Raw genomic sequence first — 19,633 nt, forward strand, 5'->3', positions numbered from 1 at the left:
AGCATGGAAAACATTATTGATAACGAAGAAAAGAATAAAGACGAATCGTATAAAATTAAATCTGATTTAGAAATAGATAAAATCAAAAAAGAGATTCATAAAATTGAATTGGAAAATGAAAAGATATTAGAAGAAAAAAATAAATTAGTACAAGAAGCAAATAAAGTAAAAGAGGAGTCTTTAAAAATTAGACGAGAAAGAGAAGATTTAGAAAAAGCGTGGTATAAGAAAATTACAGCCGAAACTTTGGGAAAAATATTGTTGGGGGCAAGTGTTATGGCATTTAGCTATACGCTTTTCGTTCAACCATACTTCAAATGGAGAGAAGATAAACTTAGTTATTTAGCAGATTCTTTGAAGAACGAGCTATCTAATAAACGTGGAGAGTTAGGTTTACTGAATCAAAAAATTGACATTCAAAACGAAAAACTAACGTACAATAAATTAGAATCAGAAAAAATATTAAGACAAAATAAAATTCTTAATAAGGATAATGCTAAAATAAAGTTTAATAACAACAAGCTTAAAGTTAAGGCTGATACACTAACATTAAAAGAGAAAAGATTTGATGTAAGAGAGTTAGTAGTATACTACATTGCAAATGATTTAGAAAGTAAGTTTGATTTAAAAGCGTTAGAATATTTTGATGATAGAATTCTGATATATGATGACGAAATTGCAGAGGTAAAAGATTACAAAGGATATAAGGATTTTATAAGAATGTTTTCGGATGATTTTTATGAATTGATCTACAGGCATTTATATATTGGAATGAGCCAACTGGAGGCTATAATAGAAAATAAGCAGTATAATTTTAGTGAAAAGGATTTTGCTGAGATAAAAAGTAGTTATACCCAATATCATCTTGAGGGAATAGAAAGATATATGAACTCTCAATTAAGGGTATCAAAAAAAGTTAGGGATAGAAATATTTGGAATATTTTGAAGAAAAATTTATTAGCTAGTATAAAGGTTAGGCTCCATAGCTATAAAAATGAATTTAATGGGCATATACGGAGTAGTGATTTAAAGGAATTAAAAAGAATTGAATCAGGAATTAGGAAGTTGCTTCCAAGTGAAAAGAATAATTAATCATAAAAGAAAGGTTGGCAATTTGCCAACCTTTCCGCTTTTTAAGTAGTTACCATCATGAGTATTAATAGCAACCGTTCACCTTCAGCCGGAAGGCGGCCAACAAATCTACTTGTTTTGGTCGCCTTTTATGGCCTTCCGGGTCTTGATTTTAAAGGGTTACTATTCTTTAATGTCCTTGTACGTTTTTAGTTGTACATACTCTAGTTCTGGAATAAACAGCCAGCCCATTCATTCTCTCAATTCATATTTTATTTGAAGGACAAATTTGATGTTCTGTAACGTAAAGACATAAAAAAAACTAGCTTTTTCAAGCTAGTTTGATTACTTGCAGAGGGTGAGGGATTCGAACCCCCGGACCTGTTACAGTCAACAGTTTTCAAGACTGCCGCGATCGACCACTCCGCCAACCCTCTGTTTGTGAGCACAAAAGTAGGGGTTTTTAGGGCCTGTGTCAAGAGGAGTCGTGAAAAAAAATGCTTTTGGGTTGGGCTTTTCATGGGTTTTAACGCGTAGATGCTTCATTTTCAAAGCTTCGGCTCCAGGATTTTTTTTGATAATTTTTGCCTTTGCCAGGCGATACTCGTTGCTGAACACTAAAAAAGGAAGCGAGTATTCTCGCTTCCTTTTCAGAATGGGTTGTACGTCGTACGCTAGTTCGTCATCGCCAGGAGCAAATCGGCCTGGGTAATGATGTGGATGCCGTTGCTCTCGTCGCGAACGAGCAGGGCTTTGTTATCCTTGTCGATGAGCGAGGCCAGTACATCGATGGTGTCGTGCAGACCCACGAAGCGGAAAGGCTTCTCCATGATTTCCTGCACGGGGACTTCCTTGATGTCGGGCGATTGAATCAGCAGGGAAAGAATCGTCGACTCGGAAATACTGCCCACAAAGCTACCGGACTCGTCTACCACCGGAATCTGACTGATACCGTCGCGATTGAGTAAGCGGATGGCTTCACTCACCCGGGCCTGCTGGGGCAAAGAAATCAGCGTGCGACTACGCGGACGAATACGAATCAGATCCTGAGCCGTAGCAAACGAACGACTTTCCAGAAAGCCGTGGTCTTTCATCCAGTTGTCGTTGTAAATTTTGTTCAGGTAACGCGTGCCGTGGTCGGGGAGTAGGATTACCATCACGTCGTCTTCCTTCAAATGCTCGCGGGCGTATTCCAGGGCTCCGTACACGGCGGTACCGCAGCTCCAGCCCACAAACAGACCTTCTTCCCGCGAGAGCCGACGGGCCATAATGGCCGCATCTTTATCCGTCACTTTCAGAATGTGGTCGATCAGCGAGAAATCGACGTTCTTGGGCAGTATGTCTTCGCCAATACCCTCGGTCAGGTATGGGTAAATTTCGTTCGGGTCGAACTCGCCCGTTTCCTTATACTTCTTGAATACCGAGCCGTAGGTATCCAGGCCTACGGTTACTACGTCCGGGTTTTTCTCTTTCAGAAATTTGGCCGTACCACAAATCGTACCGCCCGTACCTACACCTGCGGCAAAGTGCGTGATTTCGCCGCCCGTCTGCGTCCAGATTTCCGGTCCGGTAGTATCGTAGTGAGCCGCCGTGTTGGAGAGGTTGTCGTACTGATTGGGGTAGAAGGAGTTCGGAATTTCCTGGTTCAGGCGTTTGGCTACCGAATAATAACTCCGGGGGTCGTCCGGCTCCACGTTCGTCGGGCATACTACGACTTCCGCTCCCACAGCCCGCAGAATGTTTATTTTCTCCTGCGACTGCTTGTCGGCCATCGTAAAGATGCACTTGTAACCCTTCGCTACGGCGGCCAGAGCCAGTCCCATGCCGGTATTGCCCGAAGTGCCTTCGATGATGGTACCGCCGGGTTTGAGAATGCCCGCCGCTTCCGCGTCTTCGATCATCCGCAGGGCAATGCGGTCTTTGACGGAGTTGCCGGGATTGAAGTACTCCACTTTTACCAGAATAGTACCGGGAATACCCTTGGTGACTTTATTGAGACGAACCAGCGGCGTATTACCGATGGTTTCTATGACGTGATTGTAGTAATGCATAGGAACGTACAGATTTGAGGATTCGCCGGATACGAACCGGAATGACGCGGGTAAACGAATGAAATTTAGGTATTGAAGAAACCTATTCCGGTTAACCACTGTTCCGATTTCAGGAGTAAATTTGTCCGAAGAAACCAACAATCGAAGAGAATCTCTTCTTTTTATTGATAAAACTATGGTAACCGTATCTCAAGAAGCTGCTGAAAAAATTGTAGAACTGCGTCGGCAGGATGGCCTGACCGAAAACTTCAGCGTACGCGTAGCTGTAAAAGGCGGCGGCTGTTCAGGCCTGATGTATGATCTGAACTTTGCCTCAGAACCCCAGGCGGGAGATATGATTTTTGAAGATAAAGGGGTAACCGTGATGATCGACAAGAAATCGATCCTGTATCTGGCCGGTACCGAGTTACAATACTCCGGCGGACTGAACGGCAAAGGCTTTGTCTTCCACAACCCCAATGCTTCACGTACCTGCGGCTGCGGCGAAAGCTTTGCGGTTTAAGCAGTTTACTGTTTTCAGTTTGCAATTTTCAGTTAAAGGTTCTCATATACCTTTAACAAAGCAACCCGAATGTTCAACACGTTCGGGTTGCTTGCGTATTAGGGCTTCTGTTCTGCGTATCTTAACTGAAAACGGTAAACCGCAAACTGAAAACGAAGAATTAAAGCAATTCTTCCTTCGGTGACCAGAACAGGTTTTTAAAATCCTGGATCTGGTCATTTTTTATTCGGACGCCTTCGGCTTCGAGGAGTTCCTGCATCCGATTACCACCGAAATGATGCTTTCCGGTCAGTACGCCATTGCGATTAACCACACGGTGGGCGGGTACGTCGGGAATGGTATGACAGGCATTCATGGCCCAGCCCACCAATCGGGCACCGCCCTTCGAACCCAGGTACTCGGCAATGGCTCCGTAACTGGTCACGCGTCCCGGTGGAATGAGCTTGACTACTTCATAAATATCCTGGAAAGCATCGGAAGCCATAGCGAGTACCTAATTGGTTTGGTTGGCTTCCAGTTTATCCTGAATTTCCCGGCACAGTTCTTCGTACCACGCTTCGCCATAGGCCCGGATAAGGGGATCTTTCAGGAATTTGTACACGGGTACTTTCAGGGCAGCTCCGTGTTCGCAGGCGGGAGAACAAATGTGCCAGCGGTCGTAATTCAAGGCATCATATTGATCGTACTTCGTAACGCGAATGGGGTAGAGGTGGCAGGAAAGGGGTTTCTTCCAGGTAATCTTACCATCCAGATACGCCTGTTCGATCCCGCATTTCAAAATTCCTTTCTGATCGTAAATGGCATAGGCACATTCACGGCCTTCGATCACGGGTGTTGAATAATCACCTTCCCAGTCTTCCACGTATAAGCCCTGCTCTTCCACGGCTTTAATGCCATCTTCCGAGAGATAAGGCTTCACCTGTTCGTATACTTCCTCCAGTTTGGTTAGCTCGTCAGTAGCCAGGGGAGCACCGAGGTCGCCTTCCACACAACAGGCTCCTTTGCATTTAAGCAGGTCGCAGACGAAATATTGATCTGCGATGTCATCCGAAATGACGGTATTATCAATGAGTATCATGCTCGTTTTTGTGGGAGTTCGTCCACTAAAAAAGAATAGCGGGAAAAAATTCCCGCTATCAAAATTAACAGTGTCACTGGGTGGTCCGTTCCTTCGAACCGTCAAATATTATTTGTTCCTGATTTTCAGACGTTGCCCCGACTGAATCGTTCCCTCGGCTGACAGGTTGTTCCACTGACGAAGATCACTCGCGGATACCTTATATTTCCGGGCAATACCAAACAGCGTTTCGCCCGGTTCTACAGTATGATACGTCCAGCTATTGTCGGAACTATTGGCTGGTAAACTGCTGCTTCGGTTGGGACGAGGTACGCCGGAACGTACGGCAAAACGATCGCCGACATTTACCCGGGGCATTTCCGTCAGGCCATTAATGTCACGAAGTTCTTCCGGCGTCAGGTTGTACTTCCGGGCAATGGCGAAGAACGTTTCACCCGGTTCTACCGTGTGGTACGAAGTTGCCGCTGCCGCAGGTCGGGTTACTGTTGCCGCTACGGCCGCAGGCTTATCTGCGGGGCGAGTTGTGGCAGCAGGCGTACCTTTCACCAGAATCCGGTCACCCGTTTTCAGTACAGGATACGAAGTCATTCCGTTCAGATCCCGTAGGTCGCTGGGTTTGAGGTCATACTTCCGGGCAATACCGTAAAAAGTCTCCCCAGGTTCTACAACGTGATAGTTTCCTTTGCTTTCCGTACGCGTAACGGGCTGACGCGAAGGAGTAGTGGGAGCCGGAGCATCCGTTTCACCGGGCGTAACGGGATACGTGTTCCGCGAAGGAGCCGGACGTGGCGTAGTAGCTACCTGAGGTTCACGCGTGGCCGGACGTGTGGCCGGTGTTGTCGTGACGGGAGGCCGATTCACTGGTGCCGAGGGGTTCGCGGAAGGGTTACCGGATACCACCTGACCGTTTTCATCGACCAGTACCACCCGACCCGAGTTTCGCTGGGGCGGCGTAGTGGTGGTTGGTACGCTAACGGTTACTTCGGGCGGTCGGGTGGTCGTTGTATCGGGTTTTGCAGCTACTTCGATGGCTGGTTGTTCTGCTTCTTTGGGTTGTTCCGGATCGGGCAGCGGTACTACCTCGATGGCTGTTTTGCAGGGACGGGTTTTCTGTAACCACAAAACACGGCCCGGCTGAACGGCTTCGGACTCCGATTTGATCCGGTTTTTTCTCAGTAAAAACGACAGACGAATGCCATACATCTGCGAAACGTCCCAGAGTGTTTGTCCGTGTTGTAGCGTATGATAGGCAACCGCGGCTTTCTTGTTTTTTTTCTGGATGTAATACACCTTGCCCGCCTGAATCGCATCGCTTTCCTCCATGTCGTTTCGGGTCAGGAAGCGACTGGGACGAATATCAGCCCGTTCCGCAATCTTCTGGTACGTATCACCTTCCTGAGCCAGAATACCATCTTTCCCGTTGATTTCGTAGAAAATGGGGCCGTTGGACTGGCGACGGCTCGTCGGCGTAATGCGGCGTAATACCGGGAATTCCGGTTCTTTAATTTTCGTCCGGCGAACGGCGGTCGTAGTCGGACGGCTGGCTGTATTGCTCTGTTGAGCGACCGTAGCGGGGCCCGCTTGTGCCGAAGCCACTCCGGGCTGTGAAGGATTATTCACCACGACGAGCATGACGTAGTCGCGGTCCTGCGGGATTTTAGAGCCACCCACCCAACGGTTATAGCGACGGAGTTCTACCTCATCTACCCCCAGTTGGTCGGCGATTTGCGTAAAGCTTTTACCACCGCTGGCTTTGTATTCGTAAAAAGGCGTTTGGGCCGAACGGTACCCGCGTAATTCGTTTTCGTAAACCAGCTTATGAGCCAGGCAACGGAGAATGTACCGGTCCGTTTTTTCGTCGAGCGTAATTTCCCGGGCTCCATTCCAAGAAGCAGGTACCAGGGTACGAATGCCACCCAGGCCCAGATAATAGGAGTAGAGCGTCGAAATCCAGTTGTTAAGCGTTGCGTTGTTTTTTTGAGATAACGGGCAGCGGCTCGGGTAGCAGCGTGAATATTTTTACGCTCGTCAATTTCGTCATCCACTCGTAAGCCGTAGTCCGTAGCCGTTTCTTTCTTAAACTGCCAGAAACCAACCGCATTGGATGTAGACACCGCATCGGCAGCCAGGCCACTTTCCTGCAACACCAGATATTTGAAATCGTTGGGTACGTTTTCTTCCGAAAGAATATTCTCAATAATCGGGAAATAGAGCACTGCCCGATCCAGACGGGTATTGATGGTGGTACGGTTGGCCAGCAGGGCGTAGACATCGGTCTGTACGATGTCGCGGGCACCGGGTTCTAAATTTACGTTTAGGTTGCTGAACGTCACTCGGGAAGGCACCTGAAAGAGTTGAGCAGAAGCAGAAACGTTCACGGCTAAACTAAATGCAACAGTAATGATACCTTTAATCATGGTTGATATGGTTAAGCGATGACTTACGATGGATGGAAGATTCGGAGGGAAATTTAATGGGGTAAAAATGGAAAATTATTTTTTGCGAACGACCATCAATCCATCCCGAATCGGTAATAAAACGTTTTCGACGCGGTCGTCTTGCTGTACCCTGGCATTAAAGTCGAGCAGACATTGGGTGTCTTTGTCTACTTTAGCTCCCGCCTGAGCCACTTTCCCGCTCCAGAGTACATTATCAGCGATGATCCAGCCGCCGGAACGAACCCGGTCGATGGTCAAATCGTAATACGTTGCATAGCTGGGTTTGTCGGCATCAATGAATACGAGATCAAAGGTTTCGTCGAGCGTAGGAATGACTTCACGGGCGTTGCCAATCCGGTAGTCAATCTGATCCTTGTAATCCGATTCGTTCAGGAATTCCCGAACGAAGGGTTCCAGTTCGGCTTTGATGTCAATGGTGATCACTTTTCCGCCTTCGGCAAGTCCTTCGGCAAAACACAGAGCTGAATAGCCGGTGTACGTTCCAATTTCCAGTACCACACGCGGCCGGATCATCCAGGAAATCATGGAAAGCATACGGCCCTGAAAATGACCCGATAGCATCCGGGGATGCAGGATTTTGACGTGCGTCTGACGATTCAGCCGTTTCAGTAATGAGGGCTCCGGACTGGTATGAGCTTCCGCATAAGCCTCTATTTCTGGAACTATAAAATGCATAAACTAAGTATCAATCGAATAGGTAAACCTTTTCACAAGTTAACGATAGTTGCTGAAATCCGCCTGAGCTTTCTCAACTTTCGTAAATCAATTCTCAGGCAGGAAGCTCAGGTAGCTGAACTGGTCGATCGTAAACATCTCGTTCGCCAGATCCCAGAGTTGCTGGGAAGTAATGGCTTTTATGTGCCCAAAGAGGTGCTCGAGCGACTCAATTCGATTCATGTCGAGCAGACTTTTAGCCATCATCAGCATGTAGCTCATGTTACCTTCTTCGGACATGGCCAGCTGGCCCATTAATTGCTGCTTCGTCACGTGTAGCTGATGACTGGTCAGCTGCTTTTCCCGTAAGATTTTGAGTTCCTTATGAATGAGGGAAAAGGTTTTGTTAAGCTGACGTGGCTCCGTGCCAAAATAAATACCGAAGTAACCGGTATCCGTAAACGGCGTATACTGGGCGTCGATACCATATACCAAACCGTATTTTTCCCGTACGGACAAATTGAGCCGGGAATTCATACCCGGACCACCGAGCAGGTTCACCAGTACAAAGAAGGGGAGCCGTTTTTCATCGTTGAGGGCGTACGATTGCCGACCTACCGCAATTTGGGCCTGAGTCATGTTACGACTCATTTCCTGCGTTTGAGGTCGGTAGAACGTAGGAGCCTGACGTACCCGGTTGGTTTTGCTGGCCGGAATATCCTTGAGTAAGCGTTCGGCCAGGTCTACTACCTTTTTGAAAGGCAGCTTGCTTACCGACGATACCACAATTTTCTCCGTATCCAGATTTTGGGCGATGAAGGTCTGAAAATCTTCTTTTTTATACCGTTTGAGACTTTCGGCATCGCCAAGAATGTTCGCTCCGAGCTGATGGCCTTCAAAAATGAGTCCGTCAAAATCATCCTGAATAGCATCCTCCGGCGAGTCGTAATACATGGAAATTTCTTCCAGAATTACGTTCCGTTCGCGTTCAATCTGTTTCTCCGGAAAGACGGAATGAAAGGTAATGTCCGCCAGCAAGTCCAGAGCCTTATCAAAATGCTCGGTCAGAACGGAGGCATGAAAACAGATTTTTTCCTTCGTTGTGTACGCATTCAGCTCACCCCCGACATTTTCCAGGCGGTTGATGATCTGTAGGTTACTGCGACGGTCGGTGCCCTTGAAGGCCATGTGCTCCCAGAAGTGAGCCAGTCCCTGCTGGTGTGGCTGTTCATCGCGTGAACCAATGTCGAGCATGATGCCCACGTGGGCAATCTGCGTATGCGTAAGTTGTTTGTGTACCACCCGTATGCCGTTAGGCATGGTATGTAATTGGTAGTCTTCCATCGATAATCAGTGCACGTTTCGCCGCGAAAGGAAAGCCTTTCTTTCATTCCAACATCTCTTCACTGTAAGCATACAAGCGTTCGAAAAGAAGAGTTTAGCGGAGTTTCGATACTCAAAAGTAACGGAGAATGCAGCAAAATGTTGATATAACTTTTTTAAAATCCGTTCGGACAACCGAAAATTTTCAGTGCATCCAGGTCCTGAACGGATTAAAATTTAGGTAAAATGTATTCCATTTACAAATATAATGCGGAAATCCTAAGCAGTTGAAAATCAAAAACTAATGATAGTCCGGCGGGAGATCGGAAACCGAAATTCCAAAGTACGCTTATGGGCTTTGCCGATTTCTTCGCGACCTTTGCCGGATGAAGATTCTGGTTATTCAAACGGCTTTTATTGGGGATGCAATTCTGGCGACTTCTTTACTCGAAAAGCTTCACCATCATTACCCGCAGGCCGAAATTGATTTTCTGGTACGGCGGGGCAATGAAAGCTTACTGAAAAACCACCCGTATCTGCACGAAACGCTGGTATGGGATAAAAAAGAAGGCAAATACGCAAGTCTCTGGAAACTGCTGCGAAGCATTCGTTCACGGCAGTATACCTACGTTATCAACGTGCAGCGATTTGCCACGACGGGATTTCTGACGGCTTTTTCCGGAGCCGAAACAACGGTAGGGTTTGACAAAAATCCCCTGAGTTTTCTTTTCACCCGCAAAATTAAACACCGGTTCGACGGTCCGCACGAAGTCGAACGAAACACGGATTTAATTGCCTGGTTTACCGATGAACGCGTATTCCGTCCCCGGCTCTATCCGCCAACGCTTTCCTTCCCAACCCAAACGCCTTACGTTTGTCTGGCTCCGTCGTCGGTATGGTTTACCAAACAGTATCCCGAAGAAAAATGGGTGGATCTGATTCAACAACTACCGGCTTCTCTGCACGTGTATTTGCTGGGCGGACCGGGGGATAAGGATTTGACCGAACGCATTCAGCAGGCTGCCGGCCGCAGTCAGGTACAGAATCTGGCCGGTACACTGAGTCTGCTGGAATCCGCTGCTTTAATGCAGGGAGCCGTGATGAACTACGTGAACGACTCCGGACCTATGCACCTGTGTTCGGCCGTGAATGCTCCCACAGCCGCCATCTTTTGTTCAACCGTGCCGATGTTCGGATTTGGACCCTTAGCTGAGCGTTCGCAGGTGATAGAGGTGCCTGAAGCCTTAGCTTGTCGGCCCTGTGGTATTCACGGATACAAGTCCTGTCCGCAAGGACACTTTAAATGTGCCCGGGATATTCGGACCGAACAATTGCTGGAAGTAATAAGGGCCTGAGTTTAAAGTGTGATGGTACCTTCGTTTCTTGGATTATAAAAGCCCTCTTTGTTTTTGAAATAAAACTGATGCAGCTCGTACGATCCTTTGGGGAAGCTATTCTGGCGGAGCTGAATATCAAGCGTATAGCCTTTGCGGGTAGGCTGACCGGTCGTCAGGAGTTTTTTAACGGAATTTCGTAAAAGCGTCGTATACAAAAGAAAGGTGTCCTGTTGCGAGACCATTGCAATGGCATATCCTTCTTTTCGATTATGAATGGCCGGTGCTTCACCGTTGTAGAGCCGCATATTGACGAAACCCGGCTTGTTGTGCATCACTTGCATGCGTACGTTTGAACAGGGGGAAAAAACCGCATCCGTTACTTGCTTATTTTGAAAGGCGGTGTGGAGATCTGTCGTAGGTAACTGTACAAGTTTATCCTGGTGTTCAGAAAAAAACGTATTGTAAAATCGCTCGTAAAAGAAGGTGGGCTGGTAACAAATCCATTGTCCGGTTTTCGTGAAATTCAGATAGCCAAGGTCTAAGATATTTCGCTGATTTAACAGGTTGGTGTAGGAGTTAAATAGCCAGCATCCCCAGAAGAAAACACTATACGCCATACCTACATAAAGCACCGCTTTCTGGTAACGAAATTCCCGGGACAGGTACGCTAGACAAAACAGACCATTGGCGATGGCGATAACCGAATAGGTGTAATAACGGCTTTTAAAGATGACAAATAATTCCTGCGAAGAAGCCCTGCCAAAAGCAACAAATGCGAAAGTAATGACGATAAAAGCGGAAACCGAAATAACCGCAATCAGTCCCCGGTTTTGCTTCCGATACGCCTGAATGAAGCCGAGCAGAAATAAAACCAGAAGTAGCAAACCCAGGTAAATAGAAAAGTAAGTGAAGGAAAGAGGCGGCTCACCATCCGAAAAATCCAGAGAGTCGTTTTTAAAGTACGAAGCTCCCGCCAGCCCAGCGATGAAATTGACGATTTTGGTGGATAACGCTTCGAATACGTGCGAAAGCTTACTCCCCGAGGGCGTTTCGTTCAGGGCAATGCTATACAGATAGGAGCCAATGCCAGCCGCCGAACTGAGTAGCCAGCCAAGTGAAAATTTAATTTCTCTTTGTAGAGCCAGAGCCAGAAAACCCGCGGGCCAAACGGCCATTCCATTACCGGAAGAGTAAGTGCAAAAAAAACCGCTTAACGTAGCCAGCAGAAAAAAAGTTAGGTTGTGCTTCGCTGGCTTACAAAGAAGATAAATAGTTAAAAAGCAGAGGAACGTGACAGAAAAATGCTGTAACGCGGCCATAGTCCAGAAGATAGCCTGATACGGAGCAAAGGACAGGAGAACCAGTGCGATGGCTACTAACCAGTACGACGATACCCGGATGAAGGGAAGCCAGTATTTGTAAAAAAAGAAAATGCTACACCAGACTACGCCCGCACCCAACGCAAATAAGGGTAAGGATATTTTCCCAATAAGTCCGTACAGGGACGTGATAAAAAGGCTAAAAAATAAGAGCTTATGTTCAACGAAACCGTTTGTGAAAATTAATTTCAATTTTTCACCGAATGAATCTGCCTGTTGTACTTCTAATAAGAATCGATAAATGCTGGGCAAATCATCACCAAAAGGATAGGGAGAAATATAATAATACTGCAAAAAGAGGTAGAGGAAAACCAGTACGCCACAAACAAGATAAACCAGCGTTTTCTGCGAGGAAGACGGCGTTGTTTTTAAATCCATAAGAATACTAAAGATTTCTTTGGAAAGATATCCTAAACGAAAGAGTTGGGTTAAAGGTATTAACTAGGAAAAGCGTAATGTGTTTCCTGCTGGCAAGATAAGACTTTTTTAAAATCTGATGGATAATACAATATAACGTAGGTAATTATCTCTAATGAGTTACAATAAAGAAACTAATCAAACACCTGTTTTTCAGTTAGATATTTCCAAAAGCGACGGGGTAAGTTTCGGACGTGAAGTTTCAAATTTCGACGGGCCGGAATATTGGTACTCCTGAAGTAATCTTTCCAGAGTAACTGATACATTTCTTCGTGATGATCTTCCGAAATGCGGGCTGGCGTTTCGAGGTTGGTTCCCTGCTGGAAATCCAGTGTGATCAGTTGAAGACTATGAAGATCGTAATACAACCCGTACCTGCGTACGTGATCGTAAATAACCCAGGCCTGATCCGCGTAACGATCACGAAAATGGCCAGCCAGTAAAGGCAAAACATTGTATTTGGGCTCGATCGGAGCGTAGTACATGCCATCCTGCGTTTGCTGAAAACGTATGAAAGCTTCCATATGATGTTTTTCCCGCTCGACTTTACGGGCCATCTGATGTACAAAAAGCACGTGCTCGTTGCCATAATTGCTTTCGGCCTGTACTATGCCACTAAATACGTAAACTGCAAACCCAAACAGATGCTCATAGCCCTCAGGGCGTTCGGATAAGAAGGTGCAGTAAAGGGCTCGCCAGGCTTCTTTAGACAATCGCTTCCGAAGTCCCGTAGCGACCCGCGTAGCCTTCTCTGAATCCGTGACTACGAAATACGTCTGGCTAAACGCTTGTGGGTGATACTGTTTGGTTGAGCTAACGGTAATGGAACCCGGCTTTCGATTATACCAGTCGAAGATCAGCGTCAGAAAACCTTCGAAAGTGTCGTCGAATACGTAGATTTCCATCTAGAAAAGAGTTAGCTGCTGGGGAGACTGCCGTTTATGCTGGCTTGAAGAGAGAATAAAATGCCTGATCTGGGTCGCCTGCCAGTCTTTGGAAGCAAACGGAGAATCCGCACACCGAACGAAGTACTTAGCCCGGTTATAAGCAATACCCAGGTTTTGTAACTGATACGTACGGAGTTTACCAAACTGTCGGGCCGCAATGATTTTTTTAGCTGAACCCACACCAATGCCCGGAACCCGCAGAATAAGCTGGTAATCAGCCGTGTTGATATCAACGGGAAACACGTGCAGATTGCGAAGAGCCCAGCTTAGTTTAGGATCAATCTCCGGATCCAGGTTGGGATGCGTATCGTCAAGAATTTCATCCACGCGAAAGCCATAAAACCGCATAAGCCAGTCGGTCTGATAGAGTCGATTCTCGCGTACCATGGGTGGGGGCGTTCCAATACTCGGTAACAACGAATCCTGCCGAATGGGGACATAACCGGAGTAATACACTCGTTTCAGATTATAGGCTTTGTAGAACTGATCGGCCGTAGCCATAATTTCCAGGTCCGACTCGGGCGTAGCTCCAACGACCATCTGCGTACTCTGACCCGCGGGTACAAACTTGGGCGTCGAAAGAATAAGTTTCCGGTCGCTGTTATATGCCTGAATGTGCTGGTTGACGAAATGCAGGGGTTTTTTAACGTCTTCGTGGCTTTTCTCGGGGGCTACCGTTTTCAAACCCGCCTCCGTGGGCATCTCCAGATTGATACTCATCCGGTCAGCGTACAGACCGGCTTCCTGAATCAGTTCTTCACTGGCTCCGGGAATCGTTTTCAGGTGAATGTACCCATTGAAACGTTCCTCCAGCCGTAGTTTTTTTACAATTCGAAGCAGACGTTCCATCGTATAATCGGCATTCTTGAAAATACCAGAACTCAGGAACAGGCCTTCAATGTAATTTCTACGGTAAAAATTAATGGTGAGTTCTACGACTTCCTCTACCGTAAAGGCTGCCCGCTGAATGTCATTGCTTTTCCGGGAAACGCAGAAGGCACAATCGTAAATACAGTGATTGGTCAGTAGAATTTTGAGCAGCGAAACGCAGCGGCCATCTTCCGTAAAGCTGTGGCAAATGCCATTGGCCTTACTGTCGCCTAATCCTTTGTTGGTATTTTTCCGATTACCACCGCTGGACGCACAGGATACGTCATACTTGGCAGCATCGGCTAAAATTTGCAACTTTTCGCTCGCTCGATTAAAATTCATGGCTCTGATATTTGTGTGAATATATTAACTTTTGGTTATATAAAATAATCAAACCAGAGGAATTATCGAATAAATTGTGTGTATATTTTGTCTATTTTGGGTCGTTTTGAGTTAAATCAGAGTAGCAGTCGAAATACTGGCTTAGTAGTATGAAGGAGCCTTGAATTCTTTTCACTTTGTAGTCAGCCTCATTTTCCACTGGAAGTAGATAGAATAGGGATTGTTCTGCTAGAAGACTGCATAAAAAAAGACCCGGTTGTAGGCCGGGTCTTTTGCGTTTAAGAACAAAAATCTTATTCTTTTTTGTACTGCTCAATGATCTTATACAGTGCTTTCTGGGTTTCCAGATTCGTGAAGTACTCAAACAACATAATGTGCATGTCATAATTGAGTGTCAGAGCCGTTTCCAGATACAAGAAGGCTTCCCGGAACTTACCGGCGTGAATCAGGTAAACTGTAAGCTGGTAGTATAATTCTGCTTCATCGGGGCATTCATCCAGAGCCTGCATGATGATGTCAGTCGCTCGTTCAAAATCGCCCTGTTCATAATACAGAATCGACCATTTTACCCATATTTCTACGTCTTCGGGGGCTACTTCTACGCCAGCCCGGTATGCTTCTTCGGAAGAAATGGCATTGCCAATCCGCTGTTCGGTTTCGGCAACGGCCAGCCAGTAGTCCGCATTCTTTTTGTTAAGGTTTAAAGCTTTCCGCAAAAAATGCAGGGCCTGAAACCACTTGTTCATTTCGTACAAACATACACCGACCCCGTACCAGCCTTCGTCCCAAAGCGGGTCGAGCTGAATGGATTCTTTGTAATGTTTGATGGCCTCTTCGTAGTTCAGCTGTTTTTCCAGACTGGCCGCCAGGCAGCAGATCGTCTCGGGGGTCGGTTCTTCGCACTTGAGCGTTTTTTCGTATGCCTCCTGAGCTTCCTGATACCGCTCCAGATTCATGTACGTATTCCCGAGGTTATAGTACGCTGACGCGAAGTTTTTCTTCAGGTACGTGGCATACTCATAGGCTTCGGCAGCTTCCTCGTAGCGTTCAAGCTTTGAATAGGCGATACCCAGATTATACCAGGCGTTGTACGAAGAAGGATCGCGGTCGGTAAAAGCCAGGTAATACGGCAGACTCTCTTCAAGCTTGCCCAGCTGGTCCAGGCAGTTGGCTAGTTCATACAGAGCATTTTCGTTACTCAGGTCACCGTGTACGGCTTGCTGATAATGCTCAATGGCTTCTTCAAATTTCCCCCACTGCTGGTAAGCCAGTCCCAGGTGGTAATGCACTTCATCTTTTTCCTCGGCGTAATCGAGGACTTCCTTGAGCATCTCGATGGCATGCTCATAGTCGCCGATAAGCCCATACACGGTGCTGCGTAAGTAAAAAATATCTAAGTCGTGGGGATTGAAAAGGGCGGCACGTTCGAGCAAATCCAGGGCTTCGTCGTACCGTTGAAAATTGGCCATAATCTGGGCCTGATTCAGCATCAATTCCAACGAGTAAGGATACTGAGATAAACCGTATTCGCAGGCTTTTAAAGCATCTTCTAATTTTCCCTCTTCTAAATAATGTTCGACGATTTGTTCATACGTATCCAGATCGAAGAACGAATCCTCCCGGTTCTGCAACATTTTTTCGAATCGCTTCACAGAGTCATGGGTGGCTTCCGGGCGGTCGTCGAATTCAGGTTGTTCCATCATAAGGCAACGGGTGTAATGGCAAACGTAATCCCGGTTTGATGCGTGACAAAGCAAGCTTTGGTGTACGAATCGATACTATACTAAAGTTGGGTACGTCTATTGGTTTTCATGTTAAGGAACATTCTAAGATAACTAGAAAATTCCATTCTCCCAACCCTTGTTTGAAAATCTTGACCAGATTGTGAGTGTATTTACGGGTCGGTCCGTTCAGGACTTGCGGGTACTTTTTCGTAAAAACTTGGTTTGAAGGCAATTAGATTGAGGTTTGATAAGGAGAAGGATCCTCTTTTGGCACCTTTCGCCTAGGCTAAAAACACAAAAAAGCCCGTCTTGTAAGACGGGCTTCTCGTTGGGAACAAAGCAATTATTCAGCTCCGCTACCATCGTCGAGGCGATTGCCCAAACGTTGATACTGACGGTTGAAAATGGCTTCGTATTTGTTAGCCTCTGCTTCGAGTTTGGCATCGTGCAATTGCTGGACAACCAGATTCATCTGATACAGGTTGACCCGAATATCCTGGCTGTCGCCATTGGATTCAATGTAGTAGTTCAGGTTTTCGTCGGACCGTTTCATGATCAGTTCCGCCATTTGCAGGGCTTTCGCTTTTTCGCCTACGGAAATCAGTGGTCCGATGAAACTTACCGAAATCTGATCGTAGGGAATGGCTTTATCCGGAATGGCTTCCAGGCAGCGATTCAGTACTGTTTTCGCCTCAGCCAGTTTGCCTTCCTGAATCAGTTGCGTAGCGAGTCGGTAGAATGCAATCCGGGCCGATACCGTCGGGGCTCCCCGGTAGGTTTCGTCGTAGTACACGTTCGGATTGTTCATTTCCCGCCAGGCCATTTTCGTCATCATGTTTTTGTACATAATGTCAGAGTTAACAAAGCCATCGCGGGCACCGGGCACTTTGAACGGCATGAGGCGGTAGGCGTATCCTTCGAGTTGCAAAAATTCCTTCAGACCCAGGTAACTCTGCGAACCCAGCGTAGACGCGAAGTATACCGGACGTTCAAAATTATTATGAGCAATGATGTCAAGCTGAATCAGTTCGGGTTTCGTGATGTCGTTCTGACCGAAATTCCAGTTCATCCGGTCGCCAGGCAGTAAGGATTCAAACTCTTTGGAAACCAGGCCGGATTGACGAATTTTCGTCGTATCCAGCTTCAGCGAGAAGATGGACGAAGGTAATACGTTCATCTGTCCCAAAGTCGTCTGCACCTGAATTGCGGGATTGTTTTGTTTCACCAGCTGAATGTATTCCTGGAGGTCAATACCGTCTTTCACGTTCGGGTTTTCCGAGAACGGAATCTGATCGTTAATACCCGTCCGGAAGTTGTCCATTTCGAGTGTAATCGGCAGCGGTTTGGATTCGTACGTCTGCCGCTTCATCTGATCAATGTACCAGTCCGTACCCAGCAGCGAAAGGTTACACACCCGAACGTCGGTGCGGAACCCTTCCACTTCCTGTACGTACCAGAGCGGGAAGGTGTCGTTGTCCCCACCCGTGAACAAAATGGCATTGGGAGCACAGGAACTCAGCATGTTCTTGGCAAAGTCTACCGAGTGCCAGCGGTTCGAACGATCGTGGTTGTCCCAGCTCTTCGTACCCATCATCACGGGTACACCCAGGGAAAGCACGCTGGCGAGTACGCCGGCAGTAACCGTATTCTTGGAAACTTTGCTCAGGAACTGCTGCAAGGCCAGTACGCCTAATCCCGCCCAGAGAGCAAAGAAATAGAACGAACCTACGTAAATGTAATCCCGTTCGCGGGGTTCGGTAGGGGGGGAGTTCAGGAACACCACCAATGCCAGACCCGTCATGAGGAAGCTGATCGCCACGACAAGCCAGTCTTTTTCGCGTTTGGTAAACTGGATAAAGAAGCCCAGCAGCCCCAGAATTAAGGGCAGGAAATAGAAATTATCGTGAGCTTTATTATTCTTGATGCTTTCGGGTAGAGCCGCCTTGTTACTAAGACGAGGCATCCAGTCCGCCCATTCGTAGTCACTTTCCCGACCCGCGAAATTCCACATGAAGTATCGCATGTACATAAAGCCCATCTGGCGGCTGAACATATAACCAATGTTCTGTCCAAAGGTGGGTTTTACGAACCGGGACTGATCGCTGGGATCGCGGGGGAGGCCCAGAATTGAGGCATACAGCTGAGCGTGACCAGGCTGTTGCGACCATAAACGGGGCAATACCATCTGCTGGTCTTTTTCCCAAACGTACTCGGGTTTGTAGTCGTAAATTTTATACTGACCCCCTTCCATTTTGTACATCGGATCGCCACGGCGGATGTCTGTAACGCGAGCCGTAAAGAGTGGTCCGTACGTCAGCGAGCGACTGCCATACTGTTCCCGACGCAGGTAGCTCAGGTAATTGATGGCATCCGAGGGATTGTTCTCATTGATGGGCGGATTGTAGTTCGCCCGTACCAGAGCCTGGGTATAGGAGAGGTATCCAATCAGTACGAAGGCTAGCGAAAGCAAGGCCGTACTCAACACGGGATTTTTCTTTTTCTGAGCAAACCAGACCCCATAAATGACGGCTCCGAAAAACACGATAACGAAGAAAATAACACCCGAGTTGTAAGGCAGTCCGAAGGAGTTAACGAAAAGTTTTCGATCGAAAAGGCCATGGCGGGAATACCCGGAATGATACCGGCGTTGATGATTCCCAGAATGACTACGCCAATAACCAATGCAATAATGCCACCAATCAGCGTTGGATCCTGTTTCTTTTTAAAATAGTAGATCAAAGCCAGAGCGGGCAAGGTTACCAGGTTCAGCAAGTGAATACCGATGGAAAGACCCGTCAGATAGGCAATTAAAATGATCCAGCGATTGGCTTTTGATTCATCTTCAATAAGTTCCCAGCGATACATCGCCCAGAATACCAAAGCAGTAAAGAACGATGACATGGCATATACCTCGGCCTCCACGGCGGAAAACCAGAACGTATCGCTAAAGGTATAAATCAATGAACCGACTAATCCGGCACCCAGTACACCAATAGACTCGCCAAGCGTAAGAGTATCCGCCGACTTCGCTACGATTTTGCGTCCCAGCATCGTTAACGTCCAGAACATGAACAGAATCGTAAAGGCACTCGCCAGTACGGACATCATGTTTACCCAGTAGGCGACCCGGGTTACATCGCTACCGGCCAGCAGCGAGAACATCCGGCCAATCAGCAAAAAGATGGGGGCTCCCGGTGGGTGCGGGACTTGTAATTTGAATGCACAGGCAATGAACTCACCACAATCCCAGAAACTGGCCGTCTCTTCGACGGTCATAGCGTAGGTGAATAAAGCAATGGCGAAGACACTCCAACCCAGTAGGTTATTGATCCGCTGGAAATTTTTCATGAAGTAGTTTTATGCTAAATAATCTAATTCGGGTGATGGTTGTAGGGAAAAGATCAGCCAAAAATAGCAAAAAGCCTCCGACCCAGGGGGTAGGAGGCGTTAAAATCTGTTAAGCTCCCTTGAGAAGTAAG

General features: G+C 47.0%; 16 protein-coding genes and 1 tRNA gene. 3 read left to right on the plus strand and 14 right to left on the minus strand.

The window, feature by feature from the left end:
* Positions 1–3 precede the first annotated feature (3 nt).
* Positions 4–1,092, plus strand: a complete 1,089-nt coding sequence (locus tag BWI93_RS01520) for a hypothetical protein (protein WP_094808407.1) — start codon at positions 4–6, stop codon at positions 1,090–1,092.
* 331 nt (positions 1,093–1,423) lie between these two features.
* Here BWI93_RS01520 and BWI93_RS01525 read toward each other — a convergent pair.
* Together BWI93_RS01525 and BWI93_RS01530 are read right to left on the minus strand one after the other, a co-directional pair.
* A tRNA-Ser gene (locus tag BWI93_RS01525) sits at positions 1,424–1,508 on the minus strand.
* Positions 1,509–1,745: 237 nt separating this feature from the next.
* Positions 1,746–3,122, minus strand: coding sequence for a cystathionine beta-synthase (locus BWI93_RS01530; RefSeq protein WP_094808445.1), 1,377 nt, complete (start codon positions 3,120–3,122; stop codon positions 1,746–1,748).
* 175 nt (positions 3,123–3,297) lie between these two features.
* On the opposite strand from BWI93_RS01530, the gene BWI93_RS01535 reads away from it, so the two are divergent.
* Positions 3,298–3,624 carry an iron-sulfur cluster assembly accessory protein gene (locus BWI93_RS01535; RefSeq protein WP_094808408.1) on the plus strand — a complete coding sequence of 109 codons (327 nt, stop codon included), beginning with the start codon at positions 3,298–3,300 and terminating at the stop codon, positions 3,622–3,624.
* Positions 3,625–3,784: 160 nt separating this feature from the next.
* Here the strand turns inward: BWI93_RS01535 and BWI93_RS01540 are convergent, their stop codons facing one another.
* The 6 genes from BWI93_RS01540 to BWI93_RS01565 form a co-directional block, all read right to left on the minus strand.
* Positions 3,785–4,108 (minus strand): MGMT family protein, encoded by a 324-nt coding sequence (locus tag BWI93_RS01540; protein WP_094808409.1) that lies wholly within the window; start codon positions 4,106–4,108, stop codon positions 3,785–3,787.
* Positions 4,109–4,117: 9 nt separating this feature from the next.
* Positions 4,118–4,702, minus strand: a complete 585-nt coding sequence (locus BWI93_RS01545; RefSeq protein ID WP_094808410.1) for a DUF3109 family protein — start codon at positions 4,700–4,702, stop codon at positions 4,118–4,120.
* 108 nt (positions 4,703–4,810) lie between these two features.
* Positions 4,811–6,373 (minus strand): LysM peptidoglycan-binding domain-containing protein, encoded by a 1,563-nt coding sequence (locus tag BWI93_RS01550; protein ID WP_141217313.1) that lies wholly within the window; start codon positions 6,371–6,373, stop codon positions 4,811–4,813.
* A 32-nt stretch (positions 6,374–6,405) separates the two neighbouring features.
* A complete protein-coding gene (locus tag BWI93_RS01555) occupies positions 6,406–7,119 on the minus strand; it encodes a transglycosylase SLT domain-containing protein (RefSeq protein ID WP_094808412.1) in 714 nt (237 codons plus the stop codon).
* Between the two features lie 75 nt (positions 7,120–7,194).
* Complete coding sequence (locus BWI93_RS01560) at positions 7,195–7,836, minus strand: O-methyltransferase (RefSeq protein ID WP_094808413.1); 642 nt, start codon at positions 7,834–7,836, stop codon at positions 7,195–7,197.
* 87 nt (positions 7,837–7,923) lie between these two features.
* Positions 7,924–9,159 carry a pitrilysin family protein gene (locus BWI93_RS01565; RefSeq protein ID WP_094808414.1) on the minus strand — a complete coding sequence of 412 codons (1,236 nt, stop codon included), beginning with the start codon at positions 9,157–9,159 and terminating at the stop codon, positions 7,924–7,926.
* Between the two features lie 365 nt (positions 9,160–9,524).
* Here BWI93_RS01565 and BWI93_RS01570 point away from each other — a divergent pair, with 365 nt between their 5' ends.
* Positions 9,525–10,493, plus strand: coding sequence for a glycosyltransferase family 9 protein (locus BWI93_RS01570; RefSeq protein ID WP_094808415.1), 969 nt, complete (start codon positions 9,525–9,527; stop codon positions 10,491–10,493).
* Positions 10,494–10,495: 2 nt separating this feature from the next.
* Here BWI93_RS01570 and BWI93_RS01575 read toward each other — a convergent pair whose 3' ends face one another.
* From BWI93_RS01575 to BWI93_RS29330, 6 genes are all read right to left on the minus strand, one after another.
* Positions 10,496–12,232, minus strand: a complete 1,737-nt coding sequence (locus tag BWI93_RS01575; RefSeq protein WP_094808416.1) for a hypothetical protein — start codon at positions 12,230–12,232, stop codon at positions 10,496–10,498.
* A gap of 173 nt (positions 12,233–12,405) precedes the next feature.
* Positions 12,406–13,176 carry a TIGR03915 family putative DNA repair protein gene (locus BWI93_RS01580; RefSeq protein ID WP_094808417.1) on the minus strand — a complete coding sequence of 257 codons (771 nt, stop codon included), beginning with the start codon at positions 13,174–13,176 and terminating at the stop codon, positions 12,406–12,408.
* Entirely contained in the window at positions 13,177–14,430 is a 1,254-nt protein-coding gene (locus tag BWI93_RS01585; protein WP_094808418.1) for a putative DNA modification/repair radical SAM protein, read from the minus strand.
* A gap of 293 nt (positions 14,431–14,723) precedes the next feature.
* Positions 14,724–16,133: a tetratricopeptide repeat protein gene (locus BWI93_RS01590; protein ID WP_369679078.1), complete on the minus strand. Its 1,410-nt coding sequence runs from the start codon at positions 16,131–16,133 to the stop codon at positions 14,724–14,726.
* Between the two features lie 364 nt (positions 16,134–16,497).
* On the minus strand, positions 16,498–18,696 hold the full coding sequence (locus tag BWI93_RS01595; RefSeq protein ID WP_369679079.1) for a DUF2723 domain-containing protein: 2,199 nt from the start codon (positions 18,694–18,696) through the stop codon (positions 16,498–16,500).
* Positions 18,633–19,502, minus strand: coding sequence for a DUF2723 domain-containing protein (locus BWI93_RS29330; protein ID WP_369679080.1), 870 nt, complete (start codon positions 19,500–19,502; stop codon positions 18,633–18,635). Before BWI93_RS29330 ends, BWI93_RS01595 begins: the two co-directional genes overlap by 64 nt.
* Positions 19,503–19,633: the final 131 nt, after the last annotated feature.

The organism is Siphonobacter sp. BAB-5385, from assembly GCF_002261125.1.
Lineage (GTDB): Bacteria > Bacteroidota > Bacteroidia > Cytophagales > Spirosomataceae > Siphonobacter.

Bases quoted from the DNA above. Each gene is read 5' to 3' on its own strand.
- BWI93_RS01590 (WP_369679078.1), bottom strand. From the start codon at position 16,133: ATGATGGAACAACCTGAATTCGACGACCGCCCGGAAGCCACCCATGAC.
- BWI93_RS01575 (WP_094808416.1), bottom strand. From the start codon at position 12,232: ATGGATTTAAAAACAACGCCGTCTTCCTCGCAGAAAACGCTGGTTTAT.
- BWI93_RS29330 (WP_369679080.1), bottom strand. From the start codon at position 19,502: ATGAAAAATTTCCAGCGGATCAATAACCTACTGGGTTGGAGTGTCTTC.
- BWI93_RS01555 (WP_094808412.1), bottom strand. From the start codon at position 7,119: ATGATTAAAGGTATCATTACTGTTGCATTTAGTTTAGCCGTGAACGTT.
- BWI93_RS01530 (WP_094808445.1), bottom strand. From the start codon at position 3,122: ATGCATTACTACAATCACGTCATAGAAACCATCGGTAATACGCCGCTG.
- BWI93_RS01545 (WP_094808410.1), bottom strand. From the start codon at position 4,702: ATGATACTCATTGATAATACCGTCATTTCGGATGACATCGCAGATCAA.
- BWI93_RS01580 (WP_094808417.1), bottom strand. From the start codon at position 13,176: ATGGAAATCTACGTATTCGACGACACTTTCGAAGGTTTTCTGACGCTG.
- BWI93_RS01560 (WP_094808413.1), bottom strand. From the start codon at position 7,836: ATGCATTTTATAGTTCCAGAAATAGAGGCTTATGCGGAAGCTCATACC.
- BWI93_RS01570 (WP_094808415.1), top strand. From the start codon at position 9,525: ATGAAGATTCTGGTTATTCAAACGGCTTTTATTGGGGATGCAATTCTG.
- BWI93_RS01535 (WP_094808408.1), top strand. From the start codon at position 3,298: ATGGTAACCGTATCTCAAGAAGCTGCTGAAAAAATTGTAGAACTGCGT.
- BWI93_RS01540 (WP_094808409.1), bottom strand. From the start codon at position 4,108: ATGGCTTCCGATGCTTTCCAGGATATTTATGAAGTAGTCAAGCTCATT.
- BWI93_RS01565 (WP_094808414.1), bottom strand. From the start codon at position 9,159: ATGGAAGACTACCAATTACATACCATGCCTAACGGCATACGGGTGGTA.
- BWI93_RS01520 (WP_094808407.1), top strand. From the start codon at position 4: ATGGAAAACATTATTGATAACGAAGAAAAGAATAAAGACGAATCGTAT.
- BWI93_RS01585 (WP_094808418.1), bottom strand. From the start codon at position 14,430: ATGAATTTTAATCGAGCGAGCGAAAAGTTGCAAATTTTAGCCGATGCT.